Source organism: Parabacteroides sp. merdae-related_45_40 (genome assembly GCF_001915675.1).
This window is the reverse complement of sequence record NZ_MNQY01000046.1, coordinates 128704-148381: the sequence shown is the minus strand read 5'-3', so window position 1 is coordinate 148381 and position 19678 is coordinate 128704. Positions and strand designations below refer to the sequence as shown.

The window sequence follows — 19678 nt, the reverse complement described above, 5'->3', positions numbered from 1 at the left end:
AACCATGCTTTTTTGCCTCCAAAAATATCCCGCATATCTCACAAATCACATGATAAATGAGAACAAAAATGAGAACAAACCTGCCAAGACCGCTATAAATACATAATAATCAAAAACTTGAGATAAACTCCACAAATGTCTCCGTAGAACCTTCTTTCTTAAAAATCTTCCGGAATAGACGAGGACGAAGTACCGAACTATTATATTTCAATACCCGTGTGATCTGGTTGGCGGGAACGCCGATCTTCGTAAGCATACAGACCTTCAACTCCGTATCGGAAATAGCAGGATATAGTTTTTTCAGCCGTAAGGTAAAGTCATCATAAGCCTTATTCAACAGCACCTCCAAAAGCTCCCAATCCTCAGAGACAATCTTGCCGGCATCCCGATCGTGAAACTTCTCATAGACCTCCGATTTCCGCAAGATCGCAACAGATAATAAATGCTTACTCTCCTTATTATGAATCGACTCGTTACAAATCTCCAGCCGTTGTTTTTCCAATTGTAAGGAAACCAACATCAACTCTTGATCCTTTTCTTCCTTTATTTTCGTAATTCTTTTTTCCAAAAGGGTGATTTGCCGTTCATTCTCTTCTTTTTCTTCTCGCATACGTTGTTGCTGGCTAGCAATCGAACGTCGCAAGGCTTCTTCCCTTCGAAGAGCGTTTTCCTGCGTATTTCTCCATCGCCGATAAAGGAGGAAGCAAATAAATAGGATTATGCCGATAATAAACGCGTACAGATAACGCTCCTGTCCCCTTTGCGATAACATCAATTCTTTCCTATATAAGTCCTCACGAACCGGCCTTACATCATACCGGGAAGTGATCTGATAAATCGATTCTCTCGCTGACAGCGATCCGATAGAATCCCGTAACGCCTCGTATTTCTTGACTTCCTCCAGTATCCGGCCTTGTCCGGCCGTATCATTCAAGAGCTGATATTGGGCACTCGCTTTTCTCAAAAAAGACATAGCCTTGCCATATAATTCCTGCTCGGCGTACAGCCTCCCTATCTGGTTATATAACCGTCCCCAAAATTCGTAATCCCAATTCCCTCCCTCATATTCCAACGCACGTAAATAGCATTCCAAAGCTAGGGACGGTTGATCCATATCCTCATAGACTTTCCCCCGGTAAAACCACGCTTTGGGAGGCCAGTAACAGCCTCGTGTCGTCCTATAATAATCCGTAGCGATAGAGATTATGGAATCCGATGTATGCCTCAATCCCGCCTCATCCCGTGATTCGGTCCATAACAGACAATAACGGGCTTTCTCTCGAAGCGATAATCCATTGACATCCGTCACTTTCTCTAATAACACCAAAGCGCTGTCCGGATGATGCGGAATCAATTTCTCTACCTGCCAGAACAGGTTGCCATGCTTGTCGCTCCTATACGAAAAAAGCACAAGAACCAAGATCGCGATCGTAAACAATAAGATCGTAAACTTGATCCCTATAGAAAAATGCCGTGCCCCATTCAAATCCTTACGCATATAGGCAAATGTATATAAATTATTCATAAGGAAAGCCTTTTCCTTCCGCATTATTTCATGTGTCGGGGCACATGCCCTGACCTCTCCCATTAATGCAGAAATATTTCTTTAATCGTTTGCGCGATATATGGATTTAGCATACCTTTGCGTGATAATTACATAGTTTAAGTAGAAATTTCTAAATACAATTAAATAACTTAAATTATTATCTTATGTGGTTACTTAATTCTTCTATCGGGAAGAAGCTGATAATGAGTATATCAGGCCTCTTTCTTGTTCTGTTCTTATTGTTCCACCTGTCGATGAACGTGGCGGCCGTTTTCTCCGGAGAGGCTTATAACATGGTTTGTTCGCTGTTGGGCTCTAATTGGTACGCTGTGGCAGCTACTCTCGTATTGGCCGCAGGCGTTGTGATCCACTTCGTGTACGCTATCATTCTTACCTTGCAAAACCGTAAGGCACGTGGTAACGACCGTTACGCTATCAACGCTCGTCCGAAAGGCGTGGAATGGGCATCTCAGAACATGTTCGTTTTGGGTTTGATCGTTATCCTGTTCATGCTGTTGCACTTCAGCCAGTTCTGGTATAAGATGATGTTCGCCGAATTGATCGGTCATCACGAAGTTGCATTGGGGTCAGCTATGGTATCTCCACAAGACGGAGCCGCTTTTATCAACTATTACTTCCAAGGTAATGCCGTGATCACCGTTCTTTATTTGATCTGGTACGTGGCTTTGTGGTTCCACTTGACTCACGGTTTCTGGAGCGCTATCCAAACAATCGGTTGGAATAACACGATCTGGATGAACCGCTGGGAATGTATCTCTAAGATCGTAGCTACGGTTATTTGCGGACTTTTCGCGATCATTACTATCATCTTCTTCCTAAACGGAGTAGGTGCTTAATTGCAAGCTACAGGTTTTATAATTAAGAACTTTTGAAATTAAATCATTATGTCTGAAATAAATTCTAAAATACCTCAAGGCCCGTTGGCTGAGAAGTGGACTAATTATAAAAATCACCAGAAATTGGTGAACCCCGCTAACAAGCGTCGTTTGGATGTTATCGTAGTCGGTACAGGTTTGGCTGGAGCTTCCGCTGCCGCATCTTTGGCAGAGATGGGATTCAACGTATTGAACTTCTGTATCCAAGATTCTCCCCGCCGTGCGCACTCTATCGCCGCTCAAGGTGGTATCAACGCCGCTAAGAACTACCAGAATGATGGTGACTCTGTTTACCGTTTGTTCTACGATACGATCAAAGGTGGTGACTACCGTGCTCGTGAGGCTAACGTTTATCGTTTGGCTGAGGTTTCTAACTCAATCATCGACCAGTGCGTGGCTCAAGGCGTTCCTTTCGCTCGCGAATATGGTGGTTTGTTGGATAACCGTTCATTCGGTGGCGCTCAGGTATCGCGTACGTTCTACGCCCGTGGCCAGACGGGTCAGCAGCTTTTGTTAGGCGCTTATTCAGCGTTGAGTCGTCAGATCGGTTTGGGTAAGGTTAAGATGTACACTCGTCATGAGATGTTGGATGTAGTTAAGGTAGACGGTCGTGCTCGTGGTATCATCGCCCGCAACTTGATTACAGGTAAGATCGAGCGTTACGCCGCTCACGCTGTAGTTGTAGCTACGGGTGGTTACGTTAATACGTTCTTCTTGTCAACCAACGCTATGGCATCTAACGGTTCCGCCGCATGGCAATGCTACAAGAAAGGCGCTTACTTCGCTAATCCTTGTATGGTTCAGATCCACCCGACTTGCGTACCGGTGAAAGGTGACTTCCAATCTAAATTGACTTTGATGTCCGAATCCTTGCGTAACGACGGCCGTATCTGGGTTCCGAAGAAACTGGAAGACGCTAAAGCTCTACAGGCCGGAACGAAGAAAGGTAAAGATATTCCCGAGGCAGACCGTGATTATTATTTGGAGCGTCGTTATCCGGCATTCGGAAACTTGGTTCCTCGCGACGTGGCTTCTCGTGCCGCTAAAGAGCGTTGCGACGCAGGTTTCGGCGTGAACAGCACGGGCTTGGCCGTATTCTTGGATTTCTCCGACGCGATCAATCGCTTGGGTAAAGAGGTCGTTAAGCAGAAATACGGTAACTTGTTCGATATGTACGAAGAGATCACGAACGATAATCCATACGAGACTCCGATGATGATCTACCCGGCATTGCACTACTCAATGGGTGGATTGTGGGTTGACTATGAGTTGATGACCTCCATTCCGGGTCTGTTCGCTATCGGTGAGGCAAACTTCTCCGATCACGGAGCGAACCGTTTAGGTGCTTCCGCTTTGATGCAGGGATTGGCCGATGGTTATTTCGTATTACCATACACGATCCAGAACTATTTGTCCGACCAAATCCAAGTTCCTCGCTTCAGCACGGATCTGCCGGAGTTCGTCGAGGCAGAAAAGGCCATCAAGGATCGTATCCAAAAATTGATGAACGTCAAGGGTAAAGAAACCGTAGACACTATCCACCGCAAACTAGGTCATATCATGTGGGAACATATCGGTATGGCACGCGACGCAAAAGGTTTGCAAGAAGCTATCCAGATGCTGAAAGACTTGAAGAAAGAGTTCTGGAGCAACGTATTCATCCCAGGCAACGCAGACAACTTGAATACCGAGTTAGAGAAAGCATTACGTGTAGCCGACTTTATCGAGATCGGTACATTGATGGCACACGATGCTTTGGACCGCGCTGAGTCTTGTGGTGGTCACTTCCGTACGGAGCACCAGACAGAAGAAGGTGAGGCCTTGCGTCATGACGATAAGTTCATGTACGTATCTTGCTGGGAGTACCAAGGCGAGGACAAAGATCCTGTCATGTTGAAAGAGGATTTGAACTATGAGTTCGTTGTTCCTCAAACACGTAACTACAAGAAGTAATAATCATCAATCTCAGAAAAAATTAGAATCATGGATAAAGATATAAGTGTAACACTTAAGGTTTGGCGTCAGAGAGGTCCGAAGGAGAAAGGACAGTTCGAGACATACAAAATTGAGAAGATCAATCAGAGTGTCTCTTTCTTGGAAATGTTGGATATCTTGAACGAGCAGTTGGTCAACGAGGGTAAGGAACCGATCGTATTCGATCACGACTGCCGCGAGGGTATCTGTGGCATGTGTTCATTGTATGTAAACGGACACCCGCACGGACCGGCAACTGGAGCTACGACTTGCCAGTTATATATGCGTCGTTTCCACGATGGAGAGACGATCACGATCGAACCGTGGCGTTCCGCAGGTTTCCCTGTTATCCGCGACTTGATGGTAGACCGCTACGCTTACGACAAAATCATCCAAGCGGGTGGTTTCACATCTGTCAACACAGGTGGTGTACCCGACGCTAATGCGATACCTATCCCAAAGAAGGACGCAGACTTAGCCATGGACGCTGCCGCTTGTATCGGTTGTGGCGCTTGTGCTGCCGCTTGTAAGAATGGTTCCGCTATGTTATTCGTATCCGCTAAGGTTAGCCAGCTGGCTTTGTTGCCTCAAGGTAAAGTCGAGGCTACTCGCCGTGCGAAAGCAATGGTCGCTAAAATGGATGAACTTGGCTTCGGTAACTGTACGAACACACGCGCTTGCGAGATGGAGTGTCCGAAGAACATCTCCGTTAGTAACATCGCTCGTTTGAACCGTGAGTTCATTTGCGCTAAGCTACAAGACTAATATTTGATTAGTATATCATGGAAAAGGCGTCTTTCTCTAAAAGAAAGGCGCCTTTTTATTTTTGTTATATGTTGAAAAACATAATTTAGCACTACAGATCTTGACAGGAATTGAAAAGTCCGTATATTTGCATCGTGGTTTTTTCATAATAGTATTAGATTTAAGGTTAACAAAGTTTGGTTAGGGCTTGTCGTGAGACAGGCTTTAATTGTTTATAGACCTACCTTTTAAACATGGACCACAAAATACTGCAAATAGAGATTGTTTAGCGTCATTTTATCGTCGATCTTTGCCTTTAAAGATCATATAGTATATGCTAATAAGTATTTTATTTGGCTTCTTATGTTATTTTCTCCGGGTGTTGATCAAACACAAGGAAAAAATCATGCGCCAGATAAGACAAATGGTAAAACAAAAATAAAATGGACAAAAAACGAACCACCAGTTCTTTCAGGGCAATGAGCACGGAAAGAAAACTCGAGTCGATCTTCCTTTTCGTAACAGGCCGATGCAACGCCAAATGCGCGATGTGCTTCTATGCCCAAGAAATGGATAAGAAGCAACCCGACCTCACTTTCGATGAAATCAAGAAGATATCAGAAACTGCCGGGCAATTCAACCGATTATGGATATCCGGGGGTGAGCCTACCCTGCGTGAGGATCTACCGGAAATATTGGAGTTATTCTACAAAAACAACCATATCAAAGATGTGAACATCCCTACGAACGGCTTAAAACCAGACCGGATCGTCGAATGGGTAAAACGGTTCCGCCAGAACTGCCCGGATTGTAATATTAACGTAAGCCTTTCCTTGGATGGTTTCGGTACGACCCACGATACACAGAGAGGCGTACCGGGAAACTTCTATAAGGCACTGGAAACCCTGCGTAAGATACAGGAGAATTTCGGAGACGACGGCAAGGTCCTGAAAAATATAGCAACCGTTATCACGAAATACAATATAGACCAGGTAGAAGACTTCATGACTTGGGTATACGGACGTTTCCGTACCTCCACACATACGATTGAGGCCGCCAGAGGCATGACCCGTGACGATGGCGTGAAAATCCTAACCGAGTCAACGCTACGCAAAATACAAGATGACATATCCCCTATCTATTCAGCTTATGCGGATCGGATGGTAGCGGATACCACCGGCTTAAGGAAACCGATCACACGCTTCTTCTATCTCGGCCTTATACGTACCTTATATAATATACGTGCCAGCAACATAGATCACCCGACCCCTTGGGGGATGGATTGTACGGCCGGAGAGACTACCTTGGTAATCGACTACGACGGACGTTTTCGTGCCTGCGAGTTACGGGAACCGCTCGGAAATATAAAAGAGTATGGTTGCGATATAAGTAAAGTGATGAATAGCGAAGCGATGAAACAGGAAATAGCCGCTATCGGACATGGGTATAAAGCCAACTGTTGGTGTACGCACGGCTGCTGGATCACCTCATCCGTCATTTTCAATCCACGTAAGATGATTCGCTCCGTATATAAAGGATACCGGGAAACGAAACGATTGAATCATCCCTTAGCCATCAATGAGCAGAAACTACAAACGATGGAAGCCAAATACCATCTGGACATCGAGCGTTTGCGTCAACTGAATATCCGGTAAACAAGACCCTCATAGCCCATAAATAAACGTAGCATGAAAATACTATTAGTAACCAGAGGCTCACAAGGCGACGTTCTTCCTTATTTGGCCATAGCGGCCGAATTGGAAAGACGTGGCCATGAGGTGACCATCAATCTCCCTCAAATATTCGAGGAGACCGTTAAACCCTACGGATTTAAATACGTATTGCAGCAGTTTGACGATATCGGCGGCATGATCGATAGCGCAGCGCAAAACTCACATAAATTCCGGCCATTCCTTAAATGGATGAGGAACGTGATCGATAAACAGTTCGATCAATTGATTCCCCTACTAAAAGAGCATGATATTTTAGTATCGACCAACTCGGAATTTGCTGTCGCAAGTATCGCCGAGTATTGCAAGAAGCCCTTGATACGTACCGCCTACGCCCCGTTCTTGCCGGGTAAGAAGATTCCCCCGGCCGTATTGCCATTTCCCAAACCCAACCCGATCATCACTCCCGCTATCCTATGGAAGTTGATGAACCGGATGACCAATTTCATGGTCAAAGACACGATCAATAAGAACCGGGCTAAATACGGACTCGCTCCGATCCGCAATTTTGGCTATCACGCGGGAGAGCGTTCATATAATTACTTGCTTTTCAGCCAGCACCTAGGAAACGTAGATCCGGACTGGACGTTCGAATGGTCGATCGGAGGCTATTGCTTCAATGACACTTTTCAATATGATGAGAAGGCTTACGAGGAAATGATATCATTCGTCGACAGCGCTCAAAGCCCTATTATCTTTTTTACCCTCGGGAGTTGTAGTTCCAAGGATGGTAACCGTTTCAGCAAAGCCTTGGTCGATATTTGCAAGAAACATGATTATCGGCTCATCATCGGTTCCGGTTGGGCAAAGACAGGAATCACCTTACAAGCGGATAAACATTTATTCTTAATGAAGCAGCCGGTTCCGCATAATTTGATATTCCCGCACTGCGACGGCGTTATCCATCATGGAGGTTGCGGCACGACCCATAGCGTAGGAAGGGCGGGAAAGCCCCAATTAATCACTCCGTTGATTATCGATCAACCCTATTGGTCCTATCGAATCCACCAATTAGGGTTAGGGCCGGAAGGGGTTAAGATAGCGAAAGCGAGCGAGCAGGAGATCGAACGCAAGGTTTGTGATCTGGTCACCAATCCGCTTTATAAGAAAAATGCCGCTCATATAGGCGAGATGATCCAAAAAGAGGGAGGTATAAAGAATATATGCGACTCTATCGAAAGATTTCAATGAGGCATAAGTTCCTATTAGATTTTATTACATGTTACAAAACACAATTTAGCACTTAATCTATTGACAAATAGCGGTAACTCCGTATATTTGCATCGTGGTTTTTTCATAATAGTATTAGATTTAAGGTTAACAAAGTTTGGTTAGGGCTTGTCGTGAGACAGGCTTTAATTGTTTTATGAGGTCTGCTTCCCGCAAAGCCCTTCGATTACATCAGAATAATCCGATGCGTCAATAAAGTCGATATCTTGTCCTTTAAGACCTTCCCATTAATCGGTTTCGCCGTATAGGCATCAAATCCACTTTTAATAATCCGCTGCTCATCTTGGGCGAAAGCGTAAGCCGTCACCGCAATTATAGGTACGTTGGAAGAAACCTTACGAATCTCTGCGGTAGCCTCATATCCATCCATGACCGGCATCTTTATATCCATCAAGATCAATTGCGGTTTGTGCTGATGAAATAGCTCTACAGCCTCCTTTCCATTCCATGCATGAATCAATTTATATTCAGGTTTCAATATAGACTCAAACAGGCGATAATTACTGGAATTATCCTCAGCGATCAAGATCGTAACCTCACTTCGGGCGATCTTCTCCAAAGTAACAGGCTTCTGCTCTTCATTAGGCAATAATTCTTTCTTCGGCTGAAAAGGCAATGTAAACCAGAACCTAGAGCCTTTCCCTTCCACGGAATCAACCCCTATCGTTCCTTTCATCTGGGTAACAATCATCTCACAGATGCTTAAACCCAATCCTGTTCCTTGAGCGAAAGTATTCAGTTTCACAAAACGTCCGAAAATATCTTTCCGTTTATTCTCCGGGATTCCGCAGCCCGTATCCTCTACATAGAACCACAACGTATTATCATCCCGCAGTTTATAGCCAAATGAGATCAATCCTGCCTGCGTAAATTTCATGGCATTGTTCAACAGATTGATCATCAGTTGGGACAGACGATTTCGATCCGTATAAATCACGCAAGGCTCCAGATAATCCTTAAATGAGATCTGTACATCCGGATTCTTATTCTTCAAATGAGCCGATTGCTCCAAATCCCTCAATACAGCGTTAATATCCACATAGTCATAAGTAAACTCCAAGGTACCCGCCTCAATCTTTGACAAATCCAAGATATCGTTTATCAACTGCAACAATAGGGAATTATTATTCTCGATAATATCAGCGAATTCCTTCTTATCCTCAAGGTTATCGGTCGAGGCGAGGATATTAGAGAAACCTACGATCGCATTCAACGGTGTACGTATCTCATGGCTCATATTAGCTAAAAACGCTGATTTCAATTTATTCGACTCCTCCGCCTTATCCCTAGCCATTCGAAGGTCATGTTCCAATTGCTTACGCTCGGTAATAGATATCGTAGACCCGATCAACGCTTTCGGTTTACCGGAAGCATCATATTCAGCCATTACCTGTATCTCCTCCCACTCATGGCGATCTTCTCCCGGAATCAACCGCTCCAGACAATATTCTTTTCGTACTTTCTTTATTTTCCCATTACACAAATCATCGAAAGCCTTTTCCACGCAAGCCCTGAAAGACGGGTGTATCTTGCTGAAATATTCCTTCAACGAAACCTCATGGGTATGCACCTCTGCAGTCTCTATATTATCTCCCGGATGTACTTTCGACTCATAGATAATCTTCCCTTCAGCCAGATTATATCGCCACGGTAAAAGATCTGCCGCCTCTAACGCCATAGCCAGCTTATGATTCATGGCTTTCAAATGCGTCTGGAATTTATGGATATCCGTAATATCAATAAAAAACGCATCAACCACATTCTCTTCCGAGGTAGGCATGATGATAATCGTATAGTAAAGCCCTGTCGGCTCAAAATAATACTCACAAGTAAAGGATTTCCCACTCTCCAGAACTGTAGGCACAGCCGATAGAAGCAAAGGATAACTTCCCCCAATTAAATTAGCGATCTCTTTTCCATGCTTATTTACCACGAAATCTTTAGGAGCGATTTTTTCCTCGAAAGCATGGTTTACATCCAAAACCTGCACATCGATTTGCGTACCTTCCCGAATCAGCCGCTGCCGTATATAAGGCAATGGCATATTATTAAATAAATCACGGTAACGGGATAATAGCCTCAACTCCACTTCCTTCATCTTTTGCTTAGAACGATACACGTAATGCCACGCTAAAAACACGACTACCAGAAAGAAAATCAGAAAGCCTAACAGCGGCATCCAATATTTTTCTAAAAAAGAGGGAGGCGCATTCAAATAGATCGCATCATGTGGGAAATTATCTTCATTAGACATCGCGCTCATCAGCGAAACATAATTCAAGTATTTATGAGGATCATCCACCGTTGAAACCGGGATCTTGCCCATATCTTCACCGTTATAAACTTGCTGTAGCAAGGGAATTAGAGCAGTCTCAATCGTTTTAGCGCTATTATAATATCCACCAATCGTATATCCTTCTTCCACGCCCATATCATATAAAGAAAAAACAGGATGCCTAGAAATGCCGTTTATACCTTGATACAAAGTACTATATAATAACGAGTGATTCAAGAAAGGTTTCTCGGTAATCCACGAGTAATACATCACGGCCGTCGCTCGATGTGGGTCTTTCTCCGACAGAACCGCCATTAAACTATCCATGGAGCAAGAACCCTCCGTATAAAAATCCACTTTCCCCTCAGGGAAAGAAGTTTCCATATGTTTCTCCATCTCATCCCGAAGCCATGTGGAGACATAACGTCTGTCGGATATGAAAATCAGACGTTTCAAACCCGGGATTAATTCCTTCACCAAGTCGATCGAACCTTTAACATAATAAGGGATAACCAAGCCCGTAGCGTTATACCCCTTAACCGCCTCTTGTAAAGGGATCACCCTATCAGAGGAATGCCGCTGATTAAAATAGCATTCATCTTCTGCCATTTCACCCGTTTCCGAACAGACCAGAGTGGGAATATCCCCCCATTTCTCCCGGATCTTATCCCGCATAAAAGCCCATCCATTTACGCCTAAGTAGATAATTCCATCCGGCTTCTTCTTATTAACTTCAAAGAAGGCCTCTTGCTTCTCTTTTAATTTCTCTGGCGTATCAACCAACATCACGCTCATATGATCTATCCGGAGGGTGTACTCCTCCGGGGTAGCGAACTTCGAGATCATGTTTAATAAATTGCCAGACCAGCGTTCGCCATCCACATATGAATTTATTACCAATACATACGATTCATCCTTGACCGGATATGAAAAACTCCCATAAGCCGGAGTCGGCATACCGGCTATCAAGCATAAAATCAATCCAAAATAAAGTATTATTGCCTTTAAATTTATAATATTTCGTATCATTCCCTACATTCCTCTATTGCAGTTGTAAAGACAAAGATATTCCTTAATTATCAACTAATCTTATCAAACTCGTTTTTTTATCAAGTTTTGGTGTCAAATTCACGTTTCTTACAAACTAAAGGCTTTTTTAATCGGGATTATTCGGTTATTTACCGATACTCGTATAGAAATCAGCGGTATTTACTTGTGTATAGAATGACGAACCCGTACATTTGATAAAAAACAAAAAAATGGAACTTATGGATATGAAAGATTATGACATCGATTTTAAAGAGAAGAGGACAAACGGGTATCTGATCGCTACCTTATTTATCATTGTCGGTATATTATTTTTACTGCGGAATCTAGGAATGATAGATCCATCTTTATTTGACTTGCTTGTATCTTGGCCGATGCTGCTTGTCGTGTCGGGCATCTTTATGATTTTCCACCGTAATCCGGTAGGAGGCATGCTCCTCGTGGGCGTGGGAGTCTATTTCCTTTTCCCGCAGTTAAATTGGATCACGAACGATTTCTTACGTGTATATTGGCCGTTAGGATTAATCCTGTTAGGATTGGTCATCATGCTGAAGCGGAAAGATTCTATCCGCACGAAAAAGCATAAACGTCCCTTTAACCATCCCCCTTTCGGGCACCGAAAGCCTAACGATGAGATCAACTACGAGACAGATAACGGTTTCGTATCGGTTGACACCACTTTCAACTCGGTAAGGCACATCGTACTGGACCCCGTATTCAAGGGGGCGGACATAGACGTATCTTTCGGCAACGTGATCCTCGATCTTAAAAAAACAACATTAGAGGCTGATGAAACCATCATAAACATAGATAGCTCCTTCAGCGGCGTAGTAATATATGTCCCTAAAGGATGGCTGGTTCGTCTAAAGGTTGATTCCTTCTTGGCTGGATGCCAAGATATGAGGGACCTGACAGAAACAACCGACATGACGCACACGTTGTATATATGTGGAGACTTGTCGTTCAGCGGCCTTGAACTAAGAGACTAAACTCATCATGCAAGAACATCCTATTACAACATCCATATTACATAAAGGGCTGGGAAGCCTATTATTATTTTTAGCCATAGCGATCCAATGCGCATTATTAACTCTTTATGGCGATCTTCCGTTGAGCATCACTTTGGTCGATAGCTTACTTTCCATCGCATTGTTCGCCGTAGCGGGATATTATCTTTGGTATGTACAATGTACGTTACATATCATGCAAGCACGAGTGGCTTTCGCCGTACTCGTACAAATCGCTTGCATAGCCGGATGCTCGATCTTGCTACAAATATTCGGATTGGAAGATTGGGAGGAATTCTCGATCACGATTCCTTTTCGATTCCTGTTCGGCCTAATGGCATGGATCATTCTATCCCAATGGTATGCCAGCCGGGAAAGAAAGAGTGAGGCGGAGCTTATCGTGAGACAAATGGAGGAAAAGACGGCACCTCCCCCGGCTACCGTTCCGGAGGAGATTCTAGATCGTATATCCGTAAAAGACGGGACACGTATTCATATCATCCCGATAAAAGAGATATTCTATTTGCAAGCATGTGGCGACTATGTGACCTTATTCACCACTTCCGGTCAGCACGTAAAGGAGCAAACCATGAAGTATTTCGAGCGAAGCCTTCCTTCTCCGGAGTTCGTTCGTATACATCGCTCTTATATCGTTAATACGGAACAGATATTGCGAGTAGAACTATTCGGAAAAGAAACCTATCAAGTACGATTAAAGGATGGAACCTATCTTCGTGCCAGTAGCGCTGGCTATAAGCTACTCAAAGAACGTCTTTCCCTTTAGCAGTCCTATAAAAGGGACCTAATCATCGTTAAAATTAGAAGATTTTGATTGTAATATATAGAGTTTTGTGTTGTGTAACACTTTTTGGCAAGCATCGATATGTTACTTAACATATATTAGTTGCAAAAGACTTGACAAATGGTCTTGACGAACGTATCTTTGCATCGTGGTTTTTTCATAATAGTATTAGATTTAAGGTTAACAAAGTTTGGTTAGGGCTTGTCGTGAGACAGGCTTTAATTGTTTATAGGGGATTTGCTTCCCTAGATTTACATATAACTATAAAAAAACGGCCACCCCTAAAAAGAGGCGGCCGTAATTATACCATAAGATAGGATTTCTATTCCTCAACAATACCTACGACTTCCATCTCAAAAATCATCGTAGTGCAAGGTTTTACAACAACAGCCCCGGTATTAGGATTCTTATATCCCGCTTCTCCATATCCAAGTTGCGAGGGAACCCAAATCTCCCATTTATCACCGGGATGCATATTCTGTAAAGCCGTGGCAAAGCCATCAGTCATCTTGTACACTTCCATCACCGCAGGCTCTCCAGCCTCGAAAGAACGATCATCAAAAACTTCACCATTTATAAAAGAGCCTTTATAATAACATTCCACCTTGCTCGTATAATAAATCGGCTCCTTACTCTCCCCAGTCTTCAAGACCTTGTAAAGGATAAATCCGGCATTACTTTGAGAACTCAATTGCTCGAAACCCGGAACCAGCATCTGGGCTTGAAAAGCCTCCTCATTCTGGACCTTCCAAACCTCATCCACCTCTAGTGCCTCATCATCATCCCCACAAGAGGTGATCATGAGCACGCAAAACAACATCAATGCGATATGCCAGTACTTCTTCATTCGTTTACTCTATTACCTTTTTCAATAAATTCTTCATGCTCACCTTCTCCGTGATAATATCGTGAAGCTTATCGATGCTTATGCGCTCTTGCTCCATCGTGTCACGGAAACGGATCGTTACGCAATTATCCTTCAAGGTGTCATGGTCTACCGTAATACAATACGGGGTACCGATCGCATCCTGACGGCGATAACGCTTACCAATAGAATCCTTCTCGTCGTATTGGCAACGGAAGTCGAAACGCAACATATTTATAATCTCCTCAGCTTTCTCGGGCAGGCCATCTTTCTTCACCAATGGCAATACAGCCAATTTGATCGGAGCCAAGGCTGCGGGCAACTTCAATACCACACGGCTCTCGCCATTCGCCAACGTCTCCTCGCAGTAAGAACCCGCCATGATGCTCAAGAACACACGGTCTACACCGATCGAGGTCTCGATTACATACGGAGTGTAACTCTGGTTCAACTCCGGATCGAAATATTGGATCTTTTTACCGGAAAACTTCTCATGCTGACTCAAGTCGAAGTTCGTACGGCTATGTATACCCTCCACTTCCTTAAATCCGAACGGCATTTCAAACTCGATATCCGTAGCCGCATTAGCGTAGTGAGCCAATTTCTCATGATCGTGATAGCGATACTTCTCATCGCCCAAACCTAGGGCTTGATGCCATTTCAAACGAGTAGACTTCCATTTCTTAAACCACTCGATCTCCTCACCCGGACGAACGAAGAATTGCATCTCCATTTGCTCGAACTCACGCATACGGAAGATAAACTGACGAGCCACGATCTCATTACGGAACGCCTTACCGATCTGGGCGATACCGAACGGGATCTTCATACGGCCAGTCTTCTGCACATTCAAGAAGTTCACGAAAATACCTTGGGCCGTCTCCGGACGAAGATAAACCTTCATCGCTCCATCAGCGGTAGAACCCATATCCGTAGAGAACATCAAGTTAAACTGGCGAACCTCCGTCCAGTTACGAGTTCCGGAAATCGGGCAAACGATCTCGCAATCCAAGATCAATTGGCGAAGATCCTCGAAGTTAGACTCGTTCATCGCCTTGCTATAACGCTCATGGATCTCATTCCATTTCGCTTGATGCTCCAATACACGAGGATTCGTCTCACGGAATTTAGCCTCATCGAAAGCGTCACCGAATTTCTTTGCGGCTTTCGCCACTTCCTTATTCATTTTCTCCTCGATCTTGCCCAAATGGTCTTCGATCAAAACGTCCGCGCGGTAACGTTTCTTCGAGTCCTTGTTATCGATCAACGGATCATTAAAAGCGTCAACATGGCCGGAAGCTTTCCAGATAGTAGGGTGCATAAAAATAGCGGAATCAATACCCACCACATTCTCATGCAGCAAAGTCATGCTATCCCACCAATATTTCTTTATATTGTTCTTTAACTCAACACCATACTGGCCATAATCGTATACCGCTCCCAAACCGTCATAAATCTCTGAGGAGGGAAATACGAAACCATACTCCTTACAGTGTGAAACTAATTTCTTAAATACATCTTCTTGTGCCATAATCTAATAATTTGCCAATTTTGTTAATATGCCAATGTGCCAATGATAAGTCCATCGGAGACCCGCCTGAGTGGCACATTAGCACATGGTCTCCTTTATGAGGTTACAAAGTAAATGATTTTTTCCGTAACTATAGAAAGTTTTGTATATTTACGACGTAAATCATTAGTGTTTGCGCAAACAGTATAATTTAAACAAGATAATACCATGAAATCAGAAGAAATCTCACGCCGCTCGTTCCTTAAGCGAGCGCTAGCCTTATCGGCAGTATCGGCCATCCCGTCGTTCTGGACACCCGCCCACGGACGTGTTCTACCTACTTCCCCGCTAATCAGTGCCAATGACCGGGTAAATATAGCGTTCATCGGCATCGGACAACGAGGGGGCGAGATCGCCAAGGAATTGTATAACACAGGTCTGTGTAACGTAGTAGCTCTCTGCGACGTGGACATGGGAGCCCCTCACACGCAAGAGATTATCAACATGTTCCCGAAAGCGGCCCGTTTTCAAGACTTCCGCACGATGTTCGACCGGATGGCGGACAAGATCGATGCCGTAAGCGTAGGCGTGCCGGATCATTCCCACTTCCCGATCACGATCGAGGCGATGGCGCACGGCAAACATGTATATGTAGAGAAACCGATGGCCCGCACATTCCAAGAGATAGAGATCATGATGCGTGGGGCCAAGAAATACGGCGTTGTCACCCAAATGGGTAACCAAGGACATTCCGAGGCGAACTATTTCCAATTCAAGGCATGGAAAGAGGCCGGTATTATCAAGGATGTTACCGCCATTACCGCCCATATGAATAATCCGCGTCGCTGGCACGGATGGAACCCGAATATTAGGCATATGCCTATGGGAGAACCGGTTCCCGAGACGATGGATTGGGACACATGGATCGGCGTAGCTCAATATCATGATTACAACCATGACTATCATTTGGGACAATGGCGTTGTTGGTACGACTTCGGAATGGGTGTCTTAGGAGACTGGGGAGCGCATATTTTGGATACGGCACATGAATTCCTAGATTTAGGATTGCCTACAGAAATAAATCCGCTTTATTTGAAAGACCATAACCCGTTCTTCTTCCCGATGTCATCCACCCTTTTGTTTAAATTCCCGGAAAGAGGGAATATGCCGGCCGTGGATATCACTTGGTACGATGGATTGGACAATATCCCCGCCGTCCCGGAAGGTTACGGTGTTTCCGAGCTCGACCCGAATATCCCGACCGTAGCCGGCGGCAAGATACAACCGGCGAAGTTGAACCCGGGCAAGGAAATCTACTCGAAAGAATTAACCTTCAAGGGTGGTTCTCATGGAAGTACCTTATCTATCATCCCGGATGAGAAAGCGAAAGAGATGGAATCCCGCTTACCGGAAGTGCCGAAAAGCCCGTCTAACCATTTCGCTAACTTCCTGCTAAGTTGTATGGGGAAGGAGAAAACCCGCTCACCGTTCTCTATCGCCGGCCCATTAAGTCAGGTATTCTGTCTCGGCGTATTAAGCCAGCGCTTGAACCGCAAGCTCGTCTTCGATCGTGACACGAAACAGATCACGAACGATCCTGAGGCGAATAAGATGCTATGTGGAGTACCGCCTCGCAAAGGATGGGAACAATATTATACCATTTAATTGAAACATGGAGAATTGAAAGTTATTCGCTCATCGCTTTGACTTTCAATTCTCTCATATAGTTTATAAGCCTATTTGCTACAACATCTACAACTATCCCTGCATTCATCTGGTCTTAGGATGATTAACTAATGGTGGTAGATAAAAAACATCTACAATTATCTAGCTCTATCTACCACTATTTACCGCTATTTACCACTTTTCTATCACCTAACACAACGCTCCTCCACACTCACCATATAGTATTATCCGATCTCCTTTCAACACGGATAAAATATTAACATCTAGTCATTTGTAGTTTTTCAGCCTAAAAAACAAAAGTTTTTCCATATGAAAACAAAAGTTTAATAAGCGGAAAACTTTTGTTTCTCTATAGGGAAACTAAAGTTTCCTCAGTATGAAACTTTTGTTACCTCTAAGAGAAACCCACTTTTGCTTTTAATCCCTACGCTACGCTCTGCATTTTTTGTTATATTTATGGCAAATATAGAAAACCATAAGAACTAAAAGAATTTTCAAATTACCGAAGGAAAAGTACAAGGAGTGAGAACAACTACGGAAGGGGTCTTATTGTATAAAGGTATTTCATGAAGACCGGAAATCCGAACGAACAAGGATTGGACGAATAGGCACCCTATACGAAGGAAAAAACATTCGTGATGACATTCCATATCGAATAAAGTCATCACGAACGCCTTCAAATATACTCATAGGACTCCGAGAAGCTCGACTGAGAGCTAAAAGAAGCCAATTCCTCAGAGATCAATTGAAGCAGATTGCCATTCTGATCATAGTACTTCGTGATCCTACGAAGCTCTATAGGTTTCTTCTCTGTCGGGAGAGAAGTATAAACCATGATCTCCATGTTCAATCCGTTCTCATTACGGTACTCGCTATATCGGAGAACCTCGGACGTTTCGGGATCACGAATCGTTTCTTTTTTCAACAACCCTGTCTCATCGTACTCATAGTCCGTATAAGTAAGCTTCCGGCCGAGTTCGTCGTACTCAACTTTCCGTTCCAGAAGATTATTCTTATAAGAAAAGACTGTCACCTTGCTCTTGCCAATAACCGGATATTCAGTAATCTCCTTTATTTTCCGGCCTTGTTCATCATACTTATAATGAAGCGTAGACAAATTATGATACGTCTGATCTAGGTTTCTGTTGAAGCAGACTTCTTTAGACAAGAATCCCCACTCGTCATAAACATATTCAACGTAGCCAATCAAGTATCCTTCTCCATCCTCCGTATTCAATGGATGTAATACCTTGGAGATACGTCCCGACTCATCGTACACATATTCCTTCGCTAGACTCTGAGGAGAGGAAATACCCGCACCGTACCAAACTCGTGCCAATTTAGCTCCCTCCGGATAAACAACACTAGGACAAATCACCGGCTTAGCCTCATCTTGAAATGAGTCCTCGCTACACCCCAGAGTGCCCAGCAAGACAAAAAGCAGGATGATCCCACCTATCGGATTGATGATTCTCATAATATCTTATTTATTTAAGTTTCTATAAGTTATAGATGATCAAACAATCTCAAAAGCTGCATATCTATTAAAAAAAGACACCGAATATTCGTCAGATTCGTATCCTATGAGTGATTTGCTGTTAAAGCTTGAACTTATACCCAACCGTCAGACTCATCGTATTGTAATTGGCACCGACACTTCTTACCTCATACAGAGAGAAATTATCGCCATCGATCTTATAGTTACCGCCCTCATCACCTAGAGAGAGATCATACCCCAGATTCATCACCCAGTTATTCACCTCTATACCAAAAGAAGTTGTCAATCCCCAATCAAAAGAATTCACGTCTCGAAATGGATGATCGGCGTTTTCAGCCTCATCATATCCCGAATGGCCATAACCATAATTATACCCTAGACCAGTAGATTTGACATATTTACCAAGCGCCTGCGGCTCCTTCGAATACCCCATCGTAAACGAAGATCCCCAATTCGTATCATTCTTGACAGATACACCGGCATACATACCGACCGCTAAATGCATACGTACCTCTTTCGACACTTTCCATGAGAAATCAGCCATCACGGGCAATTGCAAAAAATGTTGCGTGATACCACCGGTCATCATCTCTTTCAAGACATACGTAGCAGACTCCGTCGTTCTCGGATAATCTCCCAACGAATACCCTCTATTCGCATAATATAAACCGGATTTCAATCCAATCCATCCCGGTTCAAACTGGTAAGATACACCAACGCCTACCTTAACCCCCGCACGCCAGCTAGAGCCCATTCCAACACGATTAATCGCGGCGAATCCACCCTCCGGAATAATCCCCCAGCGTGATTGAGCGCTCACCATCAAGCCGCTCAAAGCGAATAACACAAATAAAATCAGCTTCTTCAT

At 44.0% G+C, this 19678-nt stretch carries 14 protein-coding genes; 8 read left to right on the top strand and 6 right to left on the bottom strand.

The annotated features are described in order from the left end of the window. Positions 1-109: 109 nt before the first annotated feature. Positions 110-1525, bottom strand: a complete 1416-nt coding sequence (locus tag BHV83_RS06300; RefSeq protein ID WP_158532913.1) for a tetratricopeptide repeat protein — start codon at positions 1523-1525, stop codon at positions 110-112. Between the two features lie 185 nt (positions 1526-1710). Here BHV83_RS06300 and BHV83_RS06295 point away from each other — a divergent pair, with 185 nt between their 5' ends. The 5 genes from BHV83_RS06295 (at position 1711) to BHV83_RS06275 (ending at position 8081) form a co-directional block, all read left to right on the top strand. After that, a complete protein-coding gene (locus BHV83_RS06295) occupies positions 1711-2403 on the top strand; it encodes a succinate dehydrogenase cytochrome b subunit (RefSeq protein ID WP_005859976.1) in 693 nt (230 codons plus the stop codon). A gap of 48 nt (positions 2404-2451) precedes the next feature. Beyond that, positions 2452-4395, top strand: coding sequence for a fumarate reductase/succinate dehydrogenase flavoprotein subunit (locus tag BHV83_RS06290; protein WP_005859978.1), 1944 nt, complete (start codon positions 2452-2454; stop codon positions 4393-4395). Between the two features lie 30 nt (positions 4396-4425). Then, entirely contained in the window at positions 4426-5181 is a 756-nt protein-coding gene (locus BHV83_RS06285) for a succinate dehydrogenase/fumarate reductase iron-sulfur subunit (RefSeq protein WP_272056650.1), read from the top strand. Between the two features lie 422 nt (positions 5182-5603). After that, on the top strand, positions 5604-6815 hold the full coding sequence (locus BHV83_RS06280; RefSeq protein WP_036616336.1) for a radical SAM protein: 1212 nt from the start codon (positions 5604-5606) through the stop codon (positions 6813-6815). Between the two features lie 33 nt (positions 6816-6848). Further along, positions 6849-8081: a glycosyltransferase gene (locus BHV83_RS06275; protein WP_036616340.1), complete on the top strand. Its 1233-nt coding sequence runs from the start codon at positions 6849-6851 to the stop codon at positions 8079-8081. 205 nt (positions 8082-8286) lie between these two features. Here the strand turns inward: BHV83_RS06275 and BHV83_RS06270 are convergent, their stop codons facing one another. Next, positions 8287-11424 carry an ATP-binding protein gene (locus BHV83_RS06270; RefSeq protein ID WP_272028096.1) on the bottom strand — a complete coding sequence of 1046 codons (3138 nt, stop codon included), beginning with the start codon at positions 11422-11424 and terminating at the stop codon, positions 8287-8289. 239 nt (positions 11425-11663) lie between these two features. Between BHV83_RS06270 and BHV83_RS06265 the strand changes: the two genes are divergently transcribed. Together BHV83_RS06265 and BHV83_RS06260 are read left to right on the top strand one after the other, a co-directional pair. Continuing rightward, positions 11664-12431, top strand: a complete 768-nt coding sequence (locus tag BHV83_RS06265; RefSeq protein ID WP_158532916.1) for a LiaI-LiaF-like domain-containing protein — start codon at positions 11664-11666, stop codon at positions 12429-12431. A gap of 7 nt (positions 12432-12438) precedes the next feature. Then, on the top strand, positions 12439-13233 hold the full coding sequence (locus BHV83_RS06260) for a LytR/AlgR family response regulator transcription factor (protein WP_087344704.1): 795 nt from the start codon (positions 12439-12441) through the stop codon (positions 13231-13233). Positions 13234-13573: 340 nt separating this feature from the next. On the opposite strand, the gene bamJ is transcribed toward BHV83_RS06260, so the two are convergent. Both bamJ and BHV83_RS06250 read right to left on the bottom strand, forming a co-directional pair. Continuing rightward, the gene (bamJ, locus tag BHV83_RS06255; protein WP_008773016.1) at positions 13574-14098 is read right to left on the bottom strand and encodes a BamJ family beta-barrel-assembly machinery protein; all 525 of its coding nucleotides are present in this window, start codon (positions 14096-14098) and stop codon (positions 13574-13576) included. 4 nt (positions 14099-14102) lie between these two features. Beyond that, positions 14103-15647, bottom strand: a complete 1545-nt coding sequence (locus tag BHV83_RS06250; RefSeq protein ID WP_286756902.1) for a glycine--tRNA ligase — start codon at positions 15645-15647, stop codon at positions 14103-14105. A 207-nt stretch (positions 15648-15854) separates the two neighbouring features. Between BHV83_RS06250 and BHV83_RS06245 the strand changes: the two genes are divergently transcribed. Then, positions 15855-17291 (top strand): Gfo/Idh/MocA family oxidoreductase, encoded by a 1437-nt coding sequence (locus tag BHV83_RS06245; protein WP_008773018.1) that lies wholly within the window; start codon positions 15855-15857, stop codon positions 17289-17291. Between the two features lie 697 nt (positions 17292-17988). Here BHV83_RS06245 and BHV83_RS06240 read toward each other — a convergent pair. Then, the gene (locus BHV83_RS06240; protein ID WP_286756900.1) at positions 17989-18789 is read right to left on the bottom strand and encodes a hypothetical protein; all 801 of its coding nucleotides are present in this window, start codon (positions 18787-18789) and stop codon (positions 17989-17991) included. Positions 18790-18910: 121 nt separating this feature from the next. After that, positions 18911-19678 (bottom strand): porin family protein, encoded by a 768-nt coding sequence (locus BHV83_RS06235; protein ID WP_122378428.1) that lies wholly within the window; start codon positions 19676-19678, stop codon positions 18911-18913.

Excerpts from the sequence above, each read along its gene's own strand:
- BHV83_RS06300 (WP_158532913.1), bottom strand. The coding sequence starts at position 1,525 with ATGAATAATTTATATACATTTGCCTATATGCGTAAGGATTTGAATGGG.
- BHV83_RS06295 (WP_005859976.1), top strand. The coding sequence starts at position 1,711 with ATGTGGTTACTTAATTCTTCTATCGGGAAGAAGCTGATAATGAGTATA.
- BHV83_RS06290 (WP_005859978.1), top strand. The coding sequence starts at position 2,452 with ATGTCTGAAATAAATTCTAAAATACCTCAAGGCCCGTTGGCTGAGAAG.
- BHV83_RS06285 (WP_272056650.1), top strand. The coding sequence starts at position 4,426 with ATGGATAAAGATATAAGTGTAACACTTAAGGTTTGGCGTCAGAGAGGT.
- BHV83_RS06280 (WP_036616336.1), top strand. The coding sequence starts at position 5,604 with ATGGACAAAAAACGAACCACCAGTTCTTTCAGGGCAATGAGCACGGAA.
- BHV83_RS06275 (WP_036616340.1), top strand. The coding sequence starts at position 6,849 with ATGAAAATACTATTAGTAACCAGAGGCTCACAAGGCGACGTTCTTCCT.
- BHV83_RS06270 (WP_272028096.1), bottom strand. The coding sequence starts at position 11,424 with ATGATACGAAATATTATAAATTTAAAGGCAATAATACTTTATTTTGGA.
- BHV83_RS06265 (WP_158532916.1), top strand. The coding sequence starts at position 11,664 with ATGGATATGAAAGATTATGACATCGATTTTAAAGAGAAGAGGACAAAC.
- BHV83_RS06260 (WP_087344704.1), top strand. The coding sequence starts at position 12,439 with ATGCAAGAACATCCTATTACAACATCCATATTACATAAAGGGCTGGGA.
- bamJ (WP_008773016.1), bottom strand. The coding sequence starts at position 14,098 with ATGAAGAAGTACTGGCATATCGCATTGATGTTGTTTTGCGTGCTCATG.
- BHV83_RS06250 (WP_286756902.1), bottom strand. The coding sequence starts at position 15,647 with ATGGCACAAGAAGATGTATTTAAGAAATTAGTTTCACACTGTAAGGAG.
- BHV83_RS06245 (WP_008773018.1), top strand. The coding sequence starts at position 15,855 with ATGAAATCAGAAGAAATCTCACGCCGCTCGTTCCTTAAGCGAGCGCTA.
- BHV83_RS06240 (WP_286756900.1), bottom strand. The coding sequence starts at position 18,789 with ATGAGAATCATCAATCCGATAGGTGGGATCATCCTGCTTTTTGTCTTG.
- BHV83_RS06235 (WP_122378428.1), bottom strand. The coding sequence starts at position 19,678 with ATGAAGAAGCTGATTTTATTTGTGTTATTCGCTTTGAGCGGCTTGATG.